The following is an 18,217-nucleotide window of genomic DNA, read 5'->3' as shown; positions in this document are numbered from 1 at the left end:
CTTCATGCACGAAGCGTTTCACGTTACATTTATCTAAATCTTCTTAACTTCCTCAAGGGCCTTGTCGGCGTGATCCTCGGCCTTCTTCATGTTCCTTAGAACTGCCCTGACCACACCTTGTGCGTCTATTACAAATGTGACCCTCTGTGCACTGGTTCCCTTCTCGTTCAGAACACCATAGGAAGACGAAATTTTCTTCTCCTTATCTGAGACTACAGGGAATTTAGCACTGTACTTCTCGCTGAACCTCTTCTGGGTGCTCACAGAGTCAACGCTAACCCCTATAACTTCCGCCCCGGCCTTCACGAACTCATCGTAAAGTTCCACGAACCTCTGTATCTCCCTTGTACATCCGGGCGTAAAGGACTTGGGGTAGAAATAGAGTACCACCTTCTTGCCTCTCAGGTTGGAGAGGCTAACCTTTCCCGTTGAACCCTCAGCCTCAAAGTCAGGCGCGGGCTGACCTACATCCACCATGTTAAGTTGTTTAACTGTAAAACCTTAAAAGCATTGATAAGTATTTCTCAAGAAATGCGACCCATACCCAGGACTATGTCCACGCAACACCCTGATAATGCGACGGTGCCGGAGTGGGCAAAGGGAGATGTTATTGAGGGAGAGGCAGAAGTAGTGGAGGCATATTACGCCTTCTCCAACCTCAACGTGCAAGAGGTAATGTGGGATGCTGAGGGCAAGGACGTTGATACCCACGTGGTCAGAAAGTTATTTTCATCCTTTGACGAATACTTCAAGGCCAACGTCCTAGGTGAGGACCTTTTCCTCACCTATAGGTTGCCAAATCCCAAGATAGAGGGAGCAGAGAGGAAGGTGTTTGCCGAGACCATGGAGAGTATACCCATTACCTTTGACGTTGCTGAGAAGTTTTACGGTAGGAAAGTTGTACCTGTATTTGAGGTTATCCTTCCCTTCACCACCAACGCGAGCGATATCATCTCCGTGGCTAGATATTACGAGAGAGCCGTCGCCATGGAGGAAAACATAGAGCTTCAGGATGGGGTTTACGTGAGGGATCTGGTGGGCGAGATCTACCCCAAGAGGATAGAGGTCATCCCGCTCATAGAGGACAAGGACTCCCTTCTCAACACCAGAAGCATCATCGAGGGCTATTACCACGCCATTAAACCGTCATACATGAGGCTTTTCGTTGCCAGATCTGATCCCGCGATGAATTACGGCATGCTGACGGCAGTTTTGCTGGCCAAGTATGCCCTGAGTGAGGCCGGTAAACTGGCGGAGGAACTGGGAATCCCGATCTTTCCTATTATTGGCGTTGGTTCCCTACCCTTCAGGGGCCACCTGAGTCCAGAGAATTACCAGAGGGTGATGGAGGAGTATGAAGGCGTTTACACGTTCACCATTCAATCAGCCTTCAAGTACGATTATAGCGAGGAACAGGTGAAGGGGGCGATCTCCCACATAAATAGGGAGGAGGTGAAGGAACCGCGAATACTTAGCGACGAGGAAAAGAAGGTTATAAGGGATATTATCGAGAGTTACACCTCATCCTATCAACCAGTGATAGAGAGTATGGCCAATCTTATCAACACGGTAGCCCTGCACTTACCCAGGAGAAGGGCCAGGAAGCTTCACATCAGTCTGTTTGGTTACGCAAGGAGCACAGGAAAGGTGATATTACCGAGAGCTATCACCTTCGTGGGTTCCCTGTACAGCGTAGGTTTACCTCCAGAGGTAATCGGCATCTCCTCGCTAAACAGGTTAAACGAGGCTCAATGGAATGTCCTGGAGGAGAACTATAAGTTCCTTAAGAACGACCTCCAGAAGGCCTCGGAGTTCATTAACCCTGAGGGACTCTCGACCCTTGTATCGTATGGATTCTTGGATGGTGAGATCTCCAAGAAGCTGGAGGAGGACATAAAATACTTGGAAAGCATGGGCGTAAAGATAGGACCCAGGAGTTATGAGTCCAAAAAGCATGCCCTGCTGTCACAGCTCCTTCTGCTATCCCTAAAGGAAAAGAAGTACAATGAAGTGAAGCAGTATGCAAGGGAAATGGCGGTAATAAGAAAGTCAATTGGATGAACTACTCCGCTCTGAAGGCGAGGTCTTCCTAATCTTTATAATAGTTGTTTGGCCACCTCTAAAACAACACCGTCTTTATACGGCTCTCCGCTTACCATGAGTCCCATGGGCAATCCGTCCCTTTCCAAGAAGGGAATACTTATGGAGGGTGCACCAACTAGGTTAAACAGCTCTGTGTTGGCGACCAGATCCTCCCTAAACTCCTTCTCTTTTCCCTGCACATCTGAGATCTTGGGGGCAGGTATTCTGGTTGTAGGGGAGAGTATCACGTCCACTTCCTTAAAGGCATTGACGTATTCCTCTAGGATAACTCTCCTTAACCTTAATGCATTCAAGTAGTCCACAGCCCTAATATCTAGTCCAGACTTCAGGAGATCCCTTACGTCAGGAAAGTACATGTCCTCCTTACTTCTAATCCAAGTTAAGTGGTAGGAAGCTCCCTCACTGGTAGCTATCACCCTCCTAGCCCACCTCCCATATCTCAGCATGTTAGGAAGGTTAACAGGTTTAGCCTGCGGGAAATACTCCATTACCTTTTCCAGTAGGTCCGAGGTGAATTCATCAAAGAGGAAAACTCCCACCCGGAGCTTTGTCCTCGGAGAGCGTAAGTAAACCTTCCTTCTCTCCACCGGAGTTAAGGCCATTAGAACCCTCCATAGGGTCTCATGGTCCCTTGTGAGAAAGCCGAGGGTATCTAGAGACCAGCTGAAGGGAATAACTCCCCTCGTGGAGAAAATTCCATAGGAGGGCTTGAAACCTATAACCCCGCAGAGAGAAGCAGGTATCCTGACTGAACCACCAGTATCCGTCCCCACCCCAACATCTATCATCCTGAGGGCAACTGCCACCGCAGAACCTCCGCTTGACCCTCCGCTAATTCTTTCCCTATCCCTGGGATTCCTTGCGGGACCCGACACGGAGGAAGTGTTGGTGGCCCCAACGGCGAACTCGTGAGTGTTAGTCTTCCCCAGGATGGTTCCCCCGGCCTTCAGAATCCTATCCACGATGTCAGCGCTTCTTCTGGGAACGTATTCCAAGAGTATTCTGGATCCTGCCGTGGTCCTAATTCCAGCAGTCTCAATCACGTCCTTTATTCCGAAGGTTAAACCGGAGAGGGGTCCCTGCCCTCCTCTCATTTCCTGGAAAGTGATGAAGGCGTTATATTGAGAATTCAATCTCTCTAATGACATCCTCATCTATCCTCTGCAGAGGTTCAGGTAACTTTGTTGAGTCTAAGTCTTCTAACGTCCTCCATCACCTTACTCACGAAATCTTCTATCCTTTCTCTTTTTACGCCTTTCTGTTCGGCCTTCTCCAACACAATTTCCTCAACCTTGGAGTAGTCCTTCATCTCCTCATTAAGTTTCCTCCATGGTATACCCGCCAACGCCCTTGCCAGCTCATCGTCGTATGGAAGTCTACCCTCAAGCATTAACACCGCAATGATGGGGTAACCTACGTAGTTCCTGTACCTAGTCCCGTTATCGTCGCTGGACACATTGTCTCCCTCTACCTTCACTGTGTACTTCCTGTCACCCTCTGACGAAACTACTTCGTAATGCTCATTAACCTTCTTCACCCTTTGATCAGCTATTGCCCCCAGCGCCTCAAGAACCTTTATCCTTGGAGGTTGCCTTAGTCTCATCTTTCCTTCACCACCGAAGAACCAAATGAGATAGCCCAGATAATGTCAGGAAGAACGATCATTCTCTCCACACCACCAGGCCCTAGGCCAAGGTAGTTGTGAGAAACGAAAAGGAAGAGGCTCACTAGGGAAATGATCCCTAGGATAGGATAGGAGTATCTCAAGGGAGTGCTGGAGAGCTTGAAAGCTGGAAATGATGCCAGACCGGAGAATAGGAAGGCTATTAACGCTGAGATAAGATGTGGTGTACCGGTTGTCTCTGGAAATATCCCCACACCTATCATTCCCAATCCGCCTATGATTAACAGTGGAGAAATCGACCTCTTGGACATCAGAATCCCGCAGGCTACAACCAGCACCCCGAGAACTATGATGGAGGAGTTGAAGATGGGCGCTGTTCTGCCCACTCCCAGATCGCTGATGTAGTTATGATCCAAGTTGTACCCAGGGTACAGCTCCTCCGCGATCAACATCAAAATCCAGAACTGTATAACCCCTATTGCGAGAAGAACGCCTCCAAGGGCTGTATTTCTCATCTTAATTAACTTCCAAGTTCATTATTATAAATTCTCCAGGGGTTAGCCAACTGAATAACAGGGGTTATACAACAGTTGATCCTTTTTGTAGGACATGAAGTTACACGTTGAGTCTACCTCGCTCAATCATACGAGAACTTAAAAGATAGATCTATTATTTTCTCTCATATAAAATAACAGATTTCTTGGGGAAAGATATGAAGGAGGAAAATATTACATCAATTAACGAGATAAGGAAGAAGATCGCAGAAAGCACAGGAAAACTGGTTCTCTACATTGTTCTTTTTGTTGTAGTAGAGGCCTTGGTAAATAATCTTCTCTTCCCGTTCCTAGCATCCATAAGGCTTCAGCTACCTTACATCTCACTCTCCAACCAATCAATTTCAGGCTATCAACCCTACGTTAACATCCTGCTATCCCTGGCTTTTGGATATCTGATAATTCAGGGATTCATATCGGTAATATATTGGAACCTTAGATTGAAATACGACCATTCCACCTCAGCCTCAATGAGAAGTATATTCAGGCTTGTGGGAGTGGGTGTCCTTGTAGCAGCCATCGCTGGGGCAGTAGCGGGTGGTGCCAGCGGTGTTGCTCTGGGCGGATTCATAGGGATAGTAGTGGGCTTCGCCTCACAGCAGGTGTTGGGTCAGGCTGTATCGGGGCTGTTTCTTCTACTATCTAGGCCCTTCAAAATAAAGGACCACATCAGCGTTACTGGCGATGAAGGAATTGTAGAGGAGATTACGACCCTTTTCACCTACATAGCCAAGAACGACAATACAATCGCCATTATACCCAACAACGTAGTTTTTGGAAACAAGATATACCTCTATCCTAAGCAAACGGCCTCACAGCCTCAATCTGGACAGGGGACGGTTCAACAGGGTAAATGATCCTTACAGCATAGAAGAACTAGCCAGACCCGCTGATTTTCACGTAATCAAGTAAGACCTTTTCTTTAATACGGTAGAGGAGAGGGCCCTTGCCCCACTGACCAGACCAGTGGGTAATTAATTACCCATTTAGGAAGAAACTCTGAGATTTAGCCATAGTGTCGTCATGTTGGCATATTTTAAGCTTCAAGCAGTTTCAGTACTAACTCACAATGCTATAAGACGAATTTATGCGAGCTTGACGCTATGGGTATTGTAGACCATTCCCTTATCCCCGCGAGCTAGCCTAGTTTCTGTTTTCCAAGTCTCCTATCCTACAAGAGGATGCGGGGGGCGGGATTTGAACCCGCGCAGGACTACTCCAGTGGAGCCTCAGTCCACCCCCTTTGGCCTAGCTCGGGCACCCCCGCGCTTACTGATTAATCCTCAGAAATCAAATAATAACGTTTTCGTATTTGACCGGATATGGACGATCCACAAGGCAGAGGATTTGCCTTTACGCTGACCGCGTCCTCGATTGGGTTTAAGATAGTGGCAAGGTTTTAATCTTTTTTAGAGTAAAATTCTCAGATGCTTAAGTTTCCAGAGCTAGTTAAAGCCCTGCGCAGATTTGGTCCCAATCTAGATCTACTGGCCAACATCTTTGGAGAGAGGAAGGAGGAACTACTGTCGCACATGGAGTCTATCAGGGAACTGTGTTTCACCCCGATCCCAGGGAACAGCTTCATGAAGATTTCCTTTGAGCGTGAGATTGGTAAGTACATTAGGCAGAGTCTAAAGGGTAAGTCATCCCTCTCGCTTGTGGAAGAGGGAGTACCCGTAATCAAGATCGAAAACTTTTCAGGCAACCCATTTGCCTATGACCAAAAGAAAGACCAGTGGGATATGACTCTCGACTCCAAATGGGAGCCTTTGGTATACGAGTTTCAGTACGCTGGAGAGACAGAACCCCTTCCCTTCTCGAGGTTCAGGAGCTACAAAACGCTGAACGAGATGATGATGGTATCACTAAATCAGGGAATAATACAAGGGTTCATCGTAGATTACGGGAAAAGAGATTTCGTCCTGTTGGTCAGGACGCCCTACACGGATATAAAGGAAAACTTGGAGACCATTCCCTTCATTCGATATACCGCATGGCTGAGCTTTGGGGAAGGAACCAGTTTCCTTATGGAGTTCTCCATCCCAGATAGGTATCTAAAGGAAATAATGGAGGTGCTCCACGATCTTAAGAATCACATAGATGTAATATTGACCACCACGTCTCTGGAGTATTTCAAGCCCGTTCTGTGAATGATACAAAGATAGTAAGATATCCAAGATCAATCGGGTCTGGGCATGATACAACTTGATCACTCGTTGCTTCCTGGTACCTTTCGATCGTTTATGTCCCGCGGTAGTAAACTTGATTAAGGAGTTGAGCTAAAAGGGTAGGGGGTTCCTGAAACCTTGCCTAAAATCCCAGTAAAAGTGGTGACTTGGGAAGAGATAGTTAAGCTTTCCGAAATGCTTAGCGAGAAGATTAAAGCCGAATTCACTCCTGACATCATAATCGCTGTGGCTAGGGGAGGGCTAGTTCCCGCTAGGCTCCTAGCTGACTCATTGGGCGTGATTGATGTATTATCCCTTAAGGTGGAGCACTGGATTGTCACCGCATCACATACACCCGAAGCCAGGATTAAGTATCCCTACAAGGTTGACCTTAGCGACAAGAAGGTTCTCATTGTGGATGACATAACTGACACAGGCGATAGCCTGATCCTGACCAGTAAATACGTTGGTGAAAACTTCTCTCCAAGAGTAATGAAAACTGCTACTCTACAGCACATTGAAACATCATCTAAATTCAAGCCTGACTTCTTTGCCCAGCTGGTTACTGATTGGGCATGGTTCATGTACCCTTGGAACTACTGGGAGGACGAAATTAACCTGGTTAAGAAATTGATTGACGAGAAGGGTTCGGTAGATGGGAGGATTATAGAGGCTGGGTTCAAGGAGAATTACGGAATAACGCCTCCCATTCCATTAGAAAAAATATTATCTGAGATGAAGAGAAGGAAAATACTGGATTGACGCTTCTCTCATTGGCCTAACGTCTTTAACCTTTTTGACCTCTGGCCTCACGTTATTATAACTAAATCCTGAACCTTAGCTTTCCTACCATGCCACTGAAGGTTTTCCTTACCCACTCTGCCTCAGGTATTTCCTCACCCACTAGGTAGACCTTGGTTCCGTACTTTTCTGCCTCCTGAACCATTTTCTCGTTCTCCTCCGTTCCATCATCGAACACAATGAGCTTGTCCACTGCCCCCATCTGCAGGGCCTTATTTATCTCCTCCTTGCCGTAAACAACCAGACCATCATCCTTTGCGAGATGATACTTGAGCTCCTCTATTAGGTCTTCCACCTCTATGTACTTCTGGTTCTTGAGCAAATCCTTGGATTTCATAACCATCTCCCTAAGCCCCGCCTCTCCCTGATAGCCTATGTCAACCAATGGCAACAATATCAGTTTCTTCAACCTGTAGTCAATATAATCTGAGTCGTAGAAGTCCTTCTTAGCGTATCCAGGACCTCCAAGCAGGATTCCCTTCAATTTACCACTCTCCAGATAGGGTAGAAGGTAATTGTTCACCTTCTCTCCGAAGCTCTTCAAGAAGTCGTGATATAGTTCCTCAATGATCCTGTCAATTCTGCGCTGGCTTTGCCCTCCCATCATATGCTTCCCTGGAACGTATCCCTCCATCTCCTCCAGAACCTCTATCCTAGAACCCCTCAAGACTCCTATGGTTCCCTGATCCCTCTCCACAATTAGCAGACCGTAAACCTCCGATACCTCCACCATGTCCTCAAGGAATTCGGTATGAAATTGCTTGTCCGTGCGATAGAAGTACACTGTGACCTTCTCTGGAGGCGAGAACATATAGCACCTGAACTCCCCCGTATCGAAGTTCTCTCCGCAGAAAAGCACAAGACCGTTCTCTGGGATCTTGTTAATACTTATGAGCCTATCTATTGCTGTAGTTATGGCAGATTCCACCGCGTCCCTAGTTCTCTTCAGTTTAATGTTTTGAGAGATAGAGGCTTCCTGTCTAAGCATGTTAACTACGTCTGAAACAGGTCTACCTGGAGGAATGTATAGGGAGAGTAGAACAGTTGCGGGTGCACTCCATTTCTTTAGTTCCCTGAGCAGAACCTTGAGTTCCTGCCTACTTATGAGATATTTGTCAAAGACTCATCCCTGATCAAGACTAATGCAGTGCTAATGATATAAAAAAGTGTTGAAAGACGAACAAGGTATCTTGCATGCTATCGCCCTATCAAGACCAAGCTAACATGTAATGAAACATAGCTCGCAGACCTCACGTTTCACATGGTTAATAGTGTTATTATAGAATTAATGAGGAAAAGTTTTTAATGAGTCCATCAGACTAGAACATATGACTGAAAAAAATAAGAATGAAATAAACGGGATATTGGACTTGATAAAGGCACTCTTTAGGGATGGTAACTGGTATCTAGGAGGCTTCATTATAGCTCTGATATTATTTATTATATTCGATATAATAGCCTTCACACCTCACTAGATAGATCTAAACTAGATAGCGTTAGTAAAATACATTACAAAGATTTTATAAAGTATCATTATGTACATATTTGTGAACATAGTTGGGCAGAGTAAATATAGCCGCCGATAGTGAGTTGATTAAGGAGATAGAGAAGGAGGCTAAGAGTAGAGGCTACACTATTTACTCACTAACAAACCTAGCGCTGAAGGCAATGCTAGAAATGATAAAAATGGGAGAGGACTCCACAAAACTACAGGATATTGTTGAGTTATACAAGGTGTTCAAGGACCTAGACATAGTGCCCGTCACGTCGTGGTATATTGAGAGCTTGGCGAAACTGGCCTACGAGAAGGACCAGAAGGGTTTCCAGTCAATCTGCGAGGGAGCTGGACTACAGGTGGCTTCATATCTGAAGTCCAGGGCATCTACGCTGGAGGAATTGATGAGTGTCTATGAGAGCGTGAAATCGGCACTGCCCATAAAGGACCTGAAAATAAAGAAGCTGGAGAATGACGACTTCGAACTAAGACTTGCAGGGACAGGTTTCAGTCTTGAGTCAACATTCTGTGCATCCATGGTTTTTAAGAAAATAGTGGAGAGCTACGGCTTCACCATTCTTGAACTTACACCTTCGCCTGGAGGAATAATATACGCCAAGGCAAGAATATCCAGTCAATCCTGAATACAGGAGGAGATCAGCCTGCAAAGAACGTTTTGGGTTTCCAGCACGTGATCGCTGATCGAGAAAATCTGCTTTGATAGTGTCCTGATTTCAGGACTGAAATCTCCATGGGGGAAAGCTCCAATGCCTATATACTCCTTTCGTTCGCAGAGTGAGCTCCTTGAAACCTTCGTCCCTCGCTCATCCAAGAGTATTAAACCCCTTTCTTCAATGAGCTCGCGGAGGGACAGGGAAGTGACCTCCATTAATGGTGCTCCATCTAGGGGGACCCTACCATGAACCAGTAGCTGTTCCATGAGTCCAACGAATCGTGCGTAGTTCTTTGGTGGTCTCATTTCCCGGGATACCTTGATAATCCTAGAGTCGAGAGTGTGAATGTACAGGTTTCCCTCAAATTCCGGGTCTGTCAACACCACAAGTAACGCGGTATGAACTATATCTGGTCTGCCCCTCTTCTCCCTGTTGGGCAGGTTACGCATCGCGTGATAGTGAAGGGAAATGTCCAGGAGGACCTGCGAGGGGTCCTTTCCCTGCCTCTCCGCATTCTTCACAACGCTTGGATGGTTCCTAATCTGCGGGGGCACTAGCTCAAGCGACGATTCCAGGAGAATGATGTCCATTTGTCATGGAGTTGACGCAAAGATAAAAAATAGTTCTCACAGGTTGTACCCATTGAAGAAGGGCGCAATTCTGGAAAGGGCAATGAAACTGGTGGACATGGCAGTGGAAATGGGACAAGAGGGAAAACTGGACCTCTCCAGGGAATATGTGAAACTGGCGGTTCAGTATACGTCCAAGGCAAGAGTTAAACTACCCCTCAAGTACAAGAGAAAGTATTGTAGAAGGTGTCTAACTCCGCTAATACCGGGAATCACGGAGAGAAGGAGAATTAAGTCAAAGATTTTAATTAGAACATGCCTAGTGTGTGGTTGGATAAGGAGATATGACACCAGAGACGAGAAGAAACTTGAAGGACGTAGTGAGAGGAGGGGCAGAAATAAGGATAGGAAAAAGGGGGCTGACCGAAGGGATGAAGGAGGAAATAAGGAGACATCTCAAGGATCACGGTACCATCAAGGTGAGGCTACTGGATAAGTCCATGGACAGGAGGGAGCTAGCCGAGATGGTGGCAAGGGAAACCGAAAGCGAGTTGGTTGAGGTAAGGGGAAGAACCTTCATATTGAGGAAAGATGATAGCCACTGATATCATCACCTGTTATGGACACGAGAACGTGCTGGCAAAGCACAGAACGACCTTGGAAATCACCCGGGAAAACTTCCTGACGAAGAGGGGAGATTGCATCATATGTATCAACTCGGACAAGGGAGCAGTTCACCTGTCCAGTGAAGTAAAGAGCATCCTGAGAAACGAGGGATATGGCCACCTTGTTATTATGAAGGATGGACTCATTGAAATTGTTACAGGCAGGGGATCTAGGGATCTACCCTTCAGTTCTGATGTCAAGATGATAGTTAGGAAGTCCGATTTTATCTCTGACGGAACAATCCTTATCAAGGCCAACAAGTCTGCCAGGGATCTCAGGAGAGATATGATTCCGAAGCTGAGACGTGGAGAGGTGAAGGTATTACTCATTGCATCTCAGGACCCGCTTCATGATAACGAGGTCCTTCGAATAGTCGTTAACCTTTTCCCATCCGTCCTGAATCCTTCCCAACTTGTAGAGGATCACGGAGCGTGATACCCTGCAGAGCTCTTCCACAAACCTGTCTATCATCGTGGGGTTATCACCAATTGCCAGGTCGAAAGCCTTCTCCCTGAAGGGAAGGTACTGAGCGTCAAAATGAACCAGATCCAACACCAGTTTGCTGGAGTTCATCTTTGCTGAAAGAGAGGCCATAAGGAGACCATCCAAGTTCAGGTCTCCCGCCACTACATACCCCAGTTTCCTCGCAAGTTGAAGGGCTAGTGCCCCATATCCAGTGAACGCATCCAACACCCTGCTACTTGAGGGTACGCTCTCCACTACCCTTAACCTCTCGGTGGCCATGGAGGGATTCACGTATACCTTTGCGACGTCCACAAAGTACTTCAATCCTCCCTCATTGAACGTTGTGGTGGTTCTCTTCTCACCTGCCACATGAACAAGTTCATTCACCCGAAGCTCTCCCTTTACCTTCTTTCTCAGGTAAATTGCCCTAACCTTGCTGTAGGTTCGCATTATCCTTCCTAACTCCTCCTGAGTCAGCTCTCTCCTAGGTGAAATTATCATGATATCCCCGACTAGGTAAAAGGAGGAAACCCCTGGAACTATTTCGTTCAACTTAGGCGTTCCCCTCTTGACCGGGGGATTACACTCCACCACCTCTTGGCCTTCCCTAACCTCTGATACCGGAATGAGTGCGTAATCCCCTTCATATAATATCTCGTACCCAGGGACACTCTTAACTCTGATCTCTCCCATGAGCCTCCTGGGTACCTTGAGGCATTTCATCTAGATGGAAAAATCACTTCTTGAACTTATCCATTTCGGAGCTGTGACCTGCGAACACGGAAGCATTGGGGTCCACAAACTTTTTCGCCACACTGGACGCTATGGCTGCCTGCCCGAATCCCACCGCTATTAATGCAAGCTTGGGCATACCCTCAACTGAGGCTATATCTCCCACTGCATAAACGCCAGGCAGATTAGTTTCCATCTTGCCGTTCACCACAATATCCCTCCCCTTCATGTTGAGGCCCCACTTCAGCATGTTACCCAAGTCACCCTTGTGCCCGATGCTGATGATGACGGCGTCAACGTTGAGGGTTTTCTCCTCCTTGGTCCTATTATCAAATATCACTGCCTGTGTAACCTTGTTGCCGTCTCCCTTTACTTCCTTGAGCTCATGCCAGGTATATACCTTAGCCACCTCAAACATCTCCTTCACGCTACGCTCGTGAGCCCTGAACTGATCCCTTCTGTGAATCAGTGTAACTTCCTTTGCTATGGGCGCGAGAGTAAGTGCCCAGTCCACAGCTGAGTCTCCTCCTCCCACTATTAGAACCCTCTTACCCTGAAATTCGTTCTTCCTCCTCACAGTGTAGTAAACTCCCTTGTTTTCATACTCCACTTCTCCCTTGGCACCCAGCCTGCTCGGTGTTATCTTACCTATTCCCGCAGCAATCATGACTGTCTTTGTCTTATACTCTCCTCCCTTATCCGTCTTGACAACCCACATTCCATCCTGGGTCTTTTCAAGGATGTCCGCCCACTCCCTTGTTCTTATATCGGGGCCGAACATCTTTGCCTGCTCAATAAGTCTCTGCGCAAGATCATAGGCCTGTATCCCAGCGAAACCTCCCACGTCATATACCATTTTCTCAGGATACAAGGTGACCAGTTGTCCTCCTAACTCATCTTGCGAGTCTATGAGTAAAACCTTCATATCCCTGAGCCCGCTGTAGAAGGTTCCGAAAAGACCCACAGGCCCTCCTCCTATTACTATGACATCGTATTCAGCCATGATAACCATGTGACTCAGACATTTATACTATTTAAACTTTCCGACATTAATCATGAATAGTAATGAAAGCATTCATGTCCGTTTAAATATGACTTATTCATCAATTTTTAAAAGATGTGTGGTTTTTGTACAACACAAGTAAATGATATTAGCAAATAATGCACTTTCATCGTGATGTTAGCTGAATTACTCTTACTCCTCACGCTTCCCTTGATTACCTTGAGCAGTTTATGGTTCAGATATTACAGGAAAATAATGCTGGAGGCTCTGAGCTTTCCTGGTACAAGTTTCAAAGAGAACTCCATACACCTCATGCCCTCTCAATCCGTGACGTTCAAGGTGGAAGGGAAATGCGTCCTCGTGGTTAGTGGGGTTTCCAGCTGGGTTACCATGAGAGTTAACGGGGGTCCTCCCCAGAGAGTATTCAAGGTTAGGTTACTGAACGCGAGGGGAACGGTGGAGGTGAAGAACGAGAGCAAGGTCTTTCAGGTTTCCCTCCTGATCAGGTGCGAGTCCTAAGACCCATTAGAAGCAGGAGGGGAACGAGACCTGAGAGGGAGAGAACTGCCCACGCGGAGAAGCCTAAATAACCTGCAAGGAATTCGAGCCAAGTTCCCAGACTAATGTTTAGGGAATTAACCACAGCGAGGGTAATACTGGAATTCCTTATTCCCCCTTCAAGGGCAGTCACAGAGTAGAGAAGAGATATGGCTAGCTCGTTAAATATTCCCAAAATCACCAGGGCAAACACGTAGAAGGGAGTGTAAATAAGAAGTGGAGAAAGCGAGGTAATCACAGCACTCACGATCATCAATCTCATCTTACTTGTCCTGTCACCAAGCCAGCCCATAACCCCTCCTAAGGCTGAAAATACGAGGAGGAGGCTCGTTACGGCTGAACTGGTAAGGGCTCTCTGATGTTCGTAAAACACCATAAAAGAGGGTAATAGCTCTCCAACAGCGTAATAAACGCCCCATACCCCTGCAGTCGCCACCCCAAGAATAATGACCTTCCTGTTCCTTATGGCCCTCCATGAGGGTCTGGGATTTGGTAACCTAAAGTTCAGGAGGGCAGAGATGAGGGTGAGAGTCCCCACGAGTATGGCGCCTAGGGTGAACCCTACAATATTATAAATGAGAGCCCAGTTCAGCCCAAGAAATCCTCCAACACAAAACAGGGCGTTATAGAGACCTAAAGAGAAGCCCAGCCTCTCCCTGTTCAGGTCCGAGAGAATTGCTCCGCCCGAAGAGAAGAACATGGACGCACCTATACCTCCTAGAAAATAGGACAATGAAATGGAGACGAATGAACCCGAGAGAGCAACAGAGAATGCTGATACTGACATGATCAGGAGACCTAGAATAAGGGAGTTCCTCTGGCCAATCCTGGTCCCTAGATAGGCTGAGGGTATTTGCATGAGACCTGACCCCAGAAAGAAGGATAGGGGTATTACCCCAGACAGGGAGCTGGACACATGAAATTCTTCAAGTAATCTAGGTATCTCGGGGGCCAAGTAGAACCAGCTTATGGCATAAATTGTCCTTGAAAACAGAATGGTTGTTCCTTTCACATACGGAGTGGACAAAAAAGAGTTATTATGCGTTGCTGGTGACCATAACATGAATGAAACTTAAAATCATTAGCAAGGAGTCTCCGCAGGTCTACCCTCTGGTCAGCAAGGCCAGAAGCTTGGCCGAGTCCATGGGATACACGATAGTTGACTCGAATCCGGACGTTGTGATGGCCATAGGGGGTGATGGAACCCTTCTCAGGGCCATAGATTTTGGGAAACCCATCGTCACGATTAAGGCTGGAAGAAGAAGCTTTCTGATGGACGTTGAGCCACAGGAAATAGAGAATATATTGAGGAGGCTCAAGGATGGCGATTACTACATCCACGAGTATCCTCTTCTGAGGGTTAACTTCGGCGACCTATCCAAGGAAGTGTTCAATGAAGCAGGAGTACTCTACGACGAACCTGAAAGTATCATTGTGACAGCAATGTTTCAGGAAACCAGCTTCACTTCCGAGGGAGACGGAATCCTCGTTTCCACGCCTCAAGGTTCCACGGGGTGGAGTATGTCCATTACTGGAGTTTACCTTAGTGTTCCAAATGCGCTCGAAATTTCCTTGGTTAGCCCTATACTCTCGGCAGTAAAATCTTTAATAGTCCCCAGAACTACCATTAAATTAGTAATGGAAAGCAAAGGATACGATCAAAAGGCTAGAATTGTAGCCGATGGAAACGTAATTGGGCACGTTAAGCCTGGAGATGTTGTGGAGATTGCTCCCTCCAGGAACGCCATCGTGTATAGGTTCTTTAAAATAGATCCCCTGAGAGGTATCGCGCCTTGGAGAAAGTGATATTTGATACCGCCGGTTTCTTGAGCGGACTGCAGAACTCCTTCGATAAGGTATTCACAACGCCACTCGTTATAGAGGAGGTAAGGGATCTACACTCCATGGGGAGTCTTTCTCTTTCCATGATAACTAACAAGATTATTGCAATGGAACCCTCTCCATCGGCCATGAAAACAGTTGAGAAGGTGCTAAGGGAGATAAACGATCACAGTCTAACCAAGACAGACAAGTCGGTGATAGGCCTTGCCATAGATCTATCACCTGCAGTGGTCTTCACGGACGATTTCGCAGTTCAGAACGTGTTAATGAAGCTTGGGATAAAGTTCAATCCTGTGAGACTTGGAAGGACGGCACAGGAGATTAAGACCTTTAGTTACATCTGCGAGGGATGTGGAAGGACTTTCAGGGAGCCCAAACAGGAGTGCCCTGTTTGTGGTGGTAAGGTAAGAAAAAGTGTAATGAGAACCGAGCAGAGAGGAAAATGACTGGGAGAAGTGAACCTACGTAGCTCTAGTTTTATTTATCTCAATCTTGGGATAAACCCATTTTCCATTCCTAAAGATTTCATAGGGTAAAGAGTAGCCCAGGGCGTACAGAGGTGATTTTGGTGAGATAATGATCTCTGACGCCCTATCTCTCACCTTCTTCATCGCCGCCTCTAGCCCTTGCTTATTAACGTGCATCTCAGAGATAAAAATATCCTCTCCCTCGGCCGTCCAAACCACATCGGGTATATACTCCGTCAACTCCTCCTTGGATATAACCTGAACAACGAAATCGGATTTACCGAGCACGTACATGAAACCTGTTACAATTTTGAAAACATGATTTCTATGATTTATTATCCTTATGTCGGCGAAGGGATTTACCTGCAGACTTACCACCCCCTTAATGTCCTGCTCGTGCGGATTCCTCAAAAATTCTCCTTGCCTAATCTCCAGTTTATCAACACAGATCCACCTGTGGGACTCAAAGTCGTAACATGTGGGATCCCTCACGAACTTTCTAGTTTGCTTAATTCTGGTCGCAATGACGAGGGAGCAGGATAACGCGTTCAGGGCTTTTATTATATCTTCAACTATTCCCCCATCAGCGAATAGCGTGATTGAGAACAAGTTTTCCTCCATATCCCCCCTGAACAGATTCATTATGGGGTGAAACAGTCTGGATGCAGTCTCATATTTTATGGGGCAATTACGTACAACGATCAAGTACTTACCCAACCCAAGCCCCTCCGAAAACACGGCGGGAAAGAGAGCCAGCTGATGCTCCCTTTGCATCTCCAGAATTTCCCTTGCAATTATCTTGGAGGATTCACCAACAACGCTGGCCAGACACCTGGGATTCCCCCCATATCTTGTCATGAGTTCAAGGAGCTGGTTTTTTACTGACACGTTAGATTTACATGTACATCTTCATAAGATTTTCTAGTAATACCTCGTTTTATAGTATTCTTTCTCAAAAATGATTTAACAAACTGGATTATAAAGAGAAAAGAGTACTAGTACCTAGGACAACTTTCACACATAACATTTTATGAGCTTACTGGATATGGACTAACATGAAAGAGTTCAGGGAACAGATACCTGTTACCCGGGATTATATTTACCTTAATCACGCTGCAATCTCTCCAACTCCCATTTTCGCCCTCATGGAGAGTTTTGGTTACCTTTACGGGGTTTCATGCAGGGGAAGCCTGCACGTGAACGCTGTTGAGTACAACGACTTTTATTCCATGAGGAGGGTAATATCGGATTTCATCAATTCGTCTCCTGAGGAGATCTCCTTCATTCCCAACACAAGCTACGGGATAAACATGATAGTCCACGGATTACCACTTTCCAAGGGGGATCAGATACTTACTGACAACCTGGAGTTTCCTGCTACCGTGTACCCGCTGTATAAGCTGGCGAAACGTGGGGTTGAGATAAAGATGGTTAAGTCTTCTCCTCAGGAGCTGGAGGGCTCAATTCTGGAACATATCACGGATAATGTCCGCCTCATAGTGATAAGTCACGTGAGCTTTAACACCGGAGTGAGACTGAACGTTAAGAGAATAGCGGACAAAGCTAAGAAAAACGGATCCCTTCTGCTGGTGGATGCAATACAGTCTGCTGGGGCAGTGAAAATCGACGTCAAGGAAATGGGGGTCGACTTCCTTGTGGCTGGAGGCTATAAGTGGATGATGTCCCCTCAGGGCTCAGGTTTCATGTTCGTGAGAAAGGGCCTAATTCCGGATCCTCCCTTTTACGGATGGAAAACCAGTTCCACCTTCATGGAGTTTAACCCTGAGTCTTTCTCCCTAGAGACGGGACCCAGAAGGTTCGAGATAGGGACCATGGATGTTTCAGCCAACTTGGCAATGACCAAGGTGGCAGAGAGGCTTACACCAATACGCGATGAGGTTGAGAGGAGGGTGCTCGATCTTTCTGCCCACGCCATGGATGTAGCTGAGGATAAGGGACTGGAGGTGGTGACTCCCAGGGAAAAACGAGCCGGAATAGTGATAGTGAAGGTCAAGGATCCCAGGAAGGTTGCCGAGAATCTCATGTCCAAGAGGATAATTGTCTCTCCCAGGGGGTCAGGGATAAGGATATCCACCCACTTCTACAACGAGGAGGAAGAAGTGGATAGGGCAATAGACGAGATCAAGAACCAAGTTTAGCCTTTAGAACCAGATAGGCCTCCTCGATATCCTCCATTATTCTGACCAAGGAGGCGTAAATTAGCTCGTCAGAGCCTGACCTATAAAGGTTGATTACGTCAATTAGCTCCTGGGCCAGGGGAGCTTGTATTAGCCCTGACTTGGCAAGGTTCCATATTATGTCCTCCCCTTTTCCAATAACTAACCGGGAACCCAGCAGATACAATTCCCTCAGCATCTCACCTATAGCTCTTCTGGTCTCATTTCTTAATTTCTCATCCCTCATGAAATCTTCTAAAGTGATTTTAGAAGCCCTCTCCAGGACAGAGTAATGCTCCCTAAAGCTCACATCACATAA

At 46.6% G+C, this 18,217-nt stretch carries 24 protein-coding genes and 1 tRNA gene; 13 read left to right on the top strand and 12 right to left on the bottom strand.

Features of this window, described 5'->3' with window-relative positions; genetic code table 11:
• Positions 1-33: 33 nt before the first annotated feature.
• On the bottom strand, positions 34-474 hold the full coding sequence (locus QVC96_RS07325) for a peroxiredoxin (RefSeq protein WP_238025653.1): 441 nt from the start codon (positions 472-474) through the stop codon (positions 34-36).
• 57 nt (positions 475-531) lie between these two features.
• Here QVC96_RS07325 and ppcA point away from each other — a divergent pair, with 57 nt between their 5' ends.
• Positions 532-2,061, top strand: coding sequence for a phosphoenolpyruvate carboxylase (gene ppcA, locus QVC96_RS07320; protein WP_238025633.1), 1,530 nt, complete (start codon positions 532-534; stop codon positions 2,059-2,061).
• 35 nt (positions 2,062-2,096) lie between these two features.
• Here the strand turns inward: ppcA and QVC96_RS07315 are convergent, their stop codons facing one another.
• From QVC96_RS07315 to QVC96_RS07305, 3 genes are read right to left on the bottom strand one after another with little or no spacing between them, the layout of a single operon-like run.
• A complete protein-coding gene (locus QVC96_RS07315) occupies positions 2,097-3,251 on the bottom strand; it encodes an amidase (protein ID WP_287690448.1) in 1,155 nt (384 codons plus the stop codon).
• A 23-nt stretch (positions 3,252-3,274) separates the two neighbouring features.
• Complete coding sequence (locus tag QVC96_RS07310; RefSeq protein WP_238025629.1) at positions 3,275-3,706, bottom strand: hypothetical protein; 432 nt, start codon at positions 3,704-3,706, stop codon at positions 3,275-3,277.
• Complete coding sequence (locus QVC96_RS07305) at positions 3,703-4,242, bottom strand: DUF998 domain-containing protein (protein WP_238025628.1); 540 nt, start codon at positions 4,240-4,242, stop codon at positions 3,703-3,705. Before QVC96_RS07305 ends, QVC96_RS07310 begins: the two co-directional genes overlap by 4 nt.
• Before the next feature lie 197 nt (positions 4,243-4,439).
• On the opposite strand from QVC96_RS07305, the gene QVC96_RS07300 reads away from it, so the two are divergent.
• Positions 4,440-5,138 carry a mechanosensitive ion channel domain-containing protein gene (locus QVC96_RS07300; RefSeq protein WP_287688741.1) on the top strand — a complete coding sequence of 233 codons (699 nt, stop codon included), beginning with the start codon at positions 4,440-4,442 and terminating at the stop codon, positions 5,136-5,138.
• A gap of 325 nt (positions 5,139-5,463) precedes the next feature.
• Here the strand turns inward: QVC96_RS07300 and QVC96_RS07295 are convergent.
• A tRNA-Leu gene (locus tag QVC96_RS07295) sits at positions 5,464-5,548 on the bottom strand.
• Positions 5,549-5,708: 160 nt separating this feature from the next.
• Between QVC96_RS07295 and QVC96_RS07290 the strand changes: the two genes are divergently transcribed.
• Together QVC96_RS07290 and QVC96_RS07285 are read left to right on the top strand one after the other, a co-directional pair.
• Positions 5,709-6,431: a hypothetical protein gene (locus tag QVC96_RS07290; RefSeq protein ID WP_287688740.1), complete on the top strand. Its 723-nt coding sequence runs from the start codon at positions 5,709-5,711 to the stop codon at positions 6,429-6,431.
• A 156-nt stretch (positions 6,432-6,587) separates the two neighbouring features.
• Complete coding sequence (locus tag QVC96_RS07285) at positions 6,588-7,211, top strand: phosphoribosyltransferase (RefSeq protein ID WP_287688739.1); 624 nt, start codon at positions 6,588-6,590, stop codon at positions 7,209-7,211.
• A 61-nt stretch (positions 7,212-7,272) separates the two neighbouring features.
• Here QVC96_RS07285 and prf1 read toward each other — a convergent pair whose 3' ends face one another.
• Positions 7,273-8,355 carry a peptide chain release factor aRF-1 gene (gene prf1 / locus QVC96_RS07280; RefSeq protein WP_287690446.1) on the bottom strand — a complete coding sequence of 361 codons (1,083 nt, stop codon included), beginning with the start codon at positions 8,353-8,355 and terminating at the stop codon, positions 7,273-7,275.
• A gap of 223 nt (positions 8,356-8,578) precedes the next feature.
• Here prf1 and QVC96_RS07275 point away from each other — a divergent pair, with 223 nt between their 5' ends.
• Together QVC96_RS07275 and QVC96_RS07270 are read left to right on the top strand one after the other, a co-directional pair.
• A complete protein-coding gene (locus tag QVC96_RS07275; protein ID WP_287688738.1) occupies positions 8,579-8,725 on the top strand; it encodes a hypothetical protein in 147 nt (48 codons plus the stop codon).
• Between the two features lie 82 nt (positions 8,726-8,807).
• On the top strand, positions 8,808-9,389 hold the full coding sequence (locus QVC96_RS07270; RefSeq protein ID WP_238025623.1) for a hypothetical protein: 582 nt from the start codon (positions 8,808-8,810) through the stop codon (positions 9,387-9,389).
• Here QVC96_RS07270 and QVC96_RS07265 read toward each other — a convergent pair.
• A complete protein-coding gene (locus tag QVC96_RS07265; protein WP_238025621.1) occupies positions 9,380-10,009 on the bottom strand; it encodes a 16S rRNA methyltransferase in 630 nt (209 codons plus the stop codon). The genes QVC96_RS07270 and QVC96_RS07265 overlap by 10 nt on opposite strands.
• An 82-nt stretch (positions 10,010-10,091) precedes the next feature.
• Here QVC96_RS07265 and QVC96_RS13885 point away from each other — a divergent pair, with 82 nt between their 5' ends.
• From QVC96_RS13885 to QVC96_RS07250, 3 genes are read left to right on the top strand one after another with little or no spacing between them, the layout of a single operon-like run.
• Positions 10,092-10,484 carry an RNAse P, Rpr2/Rpp21 subunit gene (locus tag QVC96_RS13885; RefSeq protein WP_320056940.1) on the top strand — a complete coding sequence of 131 codons (393 nt, stop codon included), beginning with the start codon at positions 10,092-10,094 and terminating at the stop codon, positions 10,482-10,484.
• On the top strand, positions 10,387-10,593 hold the full coding sequence (locus QVC96_RS07255) for a YhbY family RNA-binding protein (protein ID WP_320056939.1): 207 nt from the start codon (positions 10,387-10,389) through the stop codon (positions 10,591-10,593). The genes QVC96_RS13885 and QVC96_RS07255 overlap by 98 nt, the downstream gene beginning before the upstream one ends.
• On the top strand, positions 10,580-11,089 hold the full coding sequence (locus tag QVC96_RS07250) for a DUF371 domain-containing protein (protein ID WP_238025619.1): 510 nt from the start codon (positions 10,580-10,582) through the stop codon (positions 11,087-11,089). Before QVC96_RS07255 ends, QVC96_RS07250 begins: the two co-directional genes overlap by 14 nt.
• On the opposite strand, the gene QVC96_RS07245 is transcribed toward QVC96_RS07250, so the two are convergent.
• Entirely contained in the window at positions 10,976-11,842 is an 867-nt protein-coding gene (locus tag QVC96_RS07245) for a class I SAM-dependent methyltransferase (protein ID WP_238025618.1), read from the bottom strand. The two genes, QVC96_RS07250 and QVC96_RS07245, sit on opposite strands and share 114 nt — an antisense overlap.
• A 13-nt stretch (positions 11,843-11,855) precedes the next feature.
• Positions 11,856-12,854 (bottom strand): NAD(P)/FAD-dependent oxidoreductase, encoded by a 999-nt coding sequence (locus QVC96_RS07240; RefSeq protein WP_238025617.1) that lies wholly within the window; start codon positions 12,852-12,854, stop codon positions 11,856-11,858.
• Between the two features lie 174 nt (positions 12,855-13,028).
• On the opposite strand from QVC96_RS07240, the gene QVC96_RS07235 reads away from it, so the two are divergent.
• The gene (locus QVC96_RS07235; protein ID WP_238025616.1) at positions 13,029-13,373 is read left to right on the top strand and encodes a hypothetical protein; all 345 of its coding nucleotides are present in this window, start codon (positions 13,029-13,031) and stop codon (positions 13,371-13,373) included.
• Here QVC96_RS07235 and QVC96_RS07230 read toward each other — a convergent pair.
• A complete protein-coding gene (locus QVC96_RS07230) occupies positions 13,357-14,424 on the bottom strand; it encodes an MFS transporter (RefSeq protein WP_287688737.1) in 1,068 nt (355 codons plus the stop codon). The two genes, QVC96_RS07235 and QVC96_RS07230, sit on opposite strands and share 17 nt — an antisense overlap.
• A 53-nt stretch (positions 14,425-14,477) precedes the next feature.
• On the opposite strand from QVC96_RS07230, the gene QVC96_RS07225 reads away from it, so the two are divergent.
• Together QVC96_RS07225 and QVC96_RS07220 are read left to right on the top strand one after the other, a co-directional pair.
• Entirely contained in the window at positions 14,478-15,218 is a 741-nt protein-coding gene (locus QVC96_RS07225; protein ID WP_238025614.1) for an NAD(+)/NADH kinase, read from the top strand.
• A complete protein-coding gene (locus tag QVC96_RS07220) occupies positions 15,215-15,700 on the top strand; it encodes an NOB1 family endonuclease (protein WP_238025651.1) in 486 nt (161 codons plus the stop codon). The genes QVC96_RS07225 and QVC96_RS07220 overlap by 4 nt, the downstream gene beginning before the upstream one ends.
• Before the next feature lie 15 nt (positions 15,701-15,715).
• On the opposite strand, the gene QVC96_RS07215 is transcribed toward QVC96_RS07220, so the two are convergent.
• Positions 15,716-16,609, bottom strand: a complete 894-nt coding sequence (locus tag QVC96_RS07215) for a hypothetical protein (protein WP_287688736.1) — start codon at positions 16,607-16,609, stop codon at positions 15,716-15,718.
• A gap of 167 nt (positions 16,610-16,776) precedes the next feature.
• Between QVC96_RS07215 and QVC96_RS07210 the strand changes: the two genes are divergently transcribed.
• Complete coding sequence (locus QVC96_RS07210) at positions 16,777-17,880, top strand: aminotransferase class V-fold PLP-dependent enzyme (protein ID WP_238025612.1); 1,104 nt, start codon at positions 16,777-16,779, stop codon at positions 17,878-17,880.
• Here QVC96_RS07210 and QVC96_RS07205 read toward each other — a convergent pair.
• Positions 17,864-18,208 carry a hypothetical protein gene (locus QVC96_RS07205; protein ID WP_238025610.1) on the bottom strand — a complete coding sequence of 115 codons (345 nt, stop codon included), beginning with the start codon at positions 18,206-18,208 and terminating at the stop codon, positions 17,864-17,866. The two genes, QVC96_RS07210 and QVC96_RS07205, sit on opposite strands and share 17 nt — an antisense overlap.
• Between the last annotated feature and the right edge of the window lie 9 nt (positions 18,209-18,217).

The organism is Metallosphaera javensis (ex Sakai et al. 2022), from assembly GCA_021654415.1.
GTDB lineage: Archaea > Thermoproteota > Thermoprotei_A > Sulfolobales > Sulfolobaceae > Metallosphaera > Metallosphaera javensis.
This window is presented reverse-complemented; position numbering and strand designations above follow the sequence as displayed.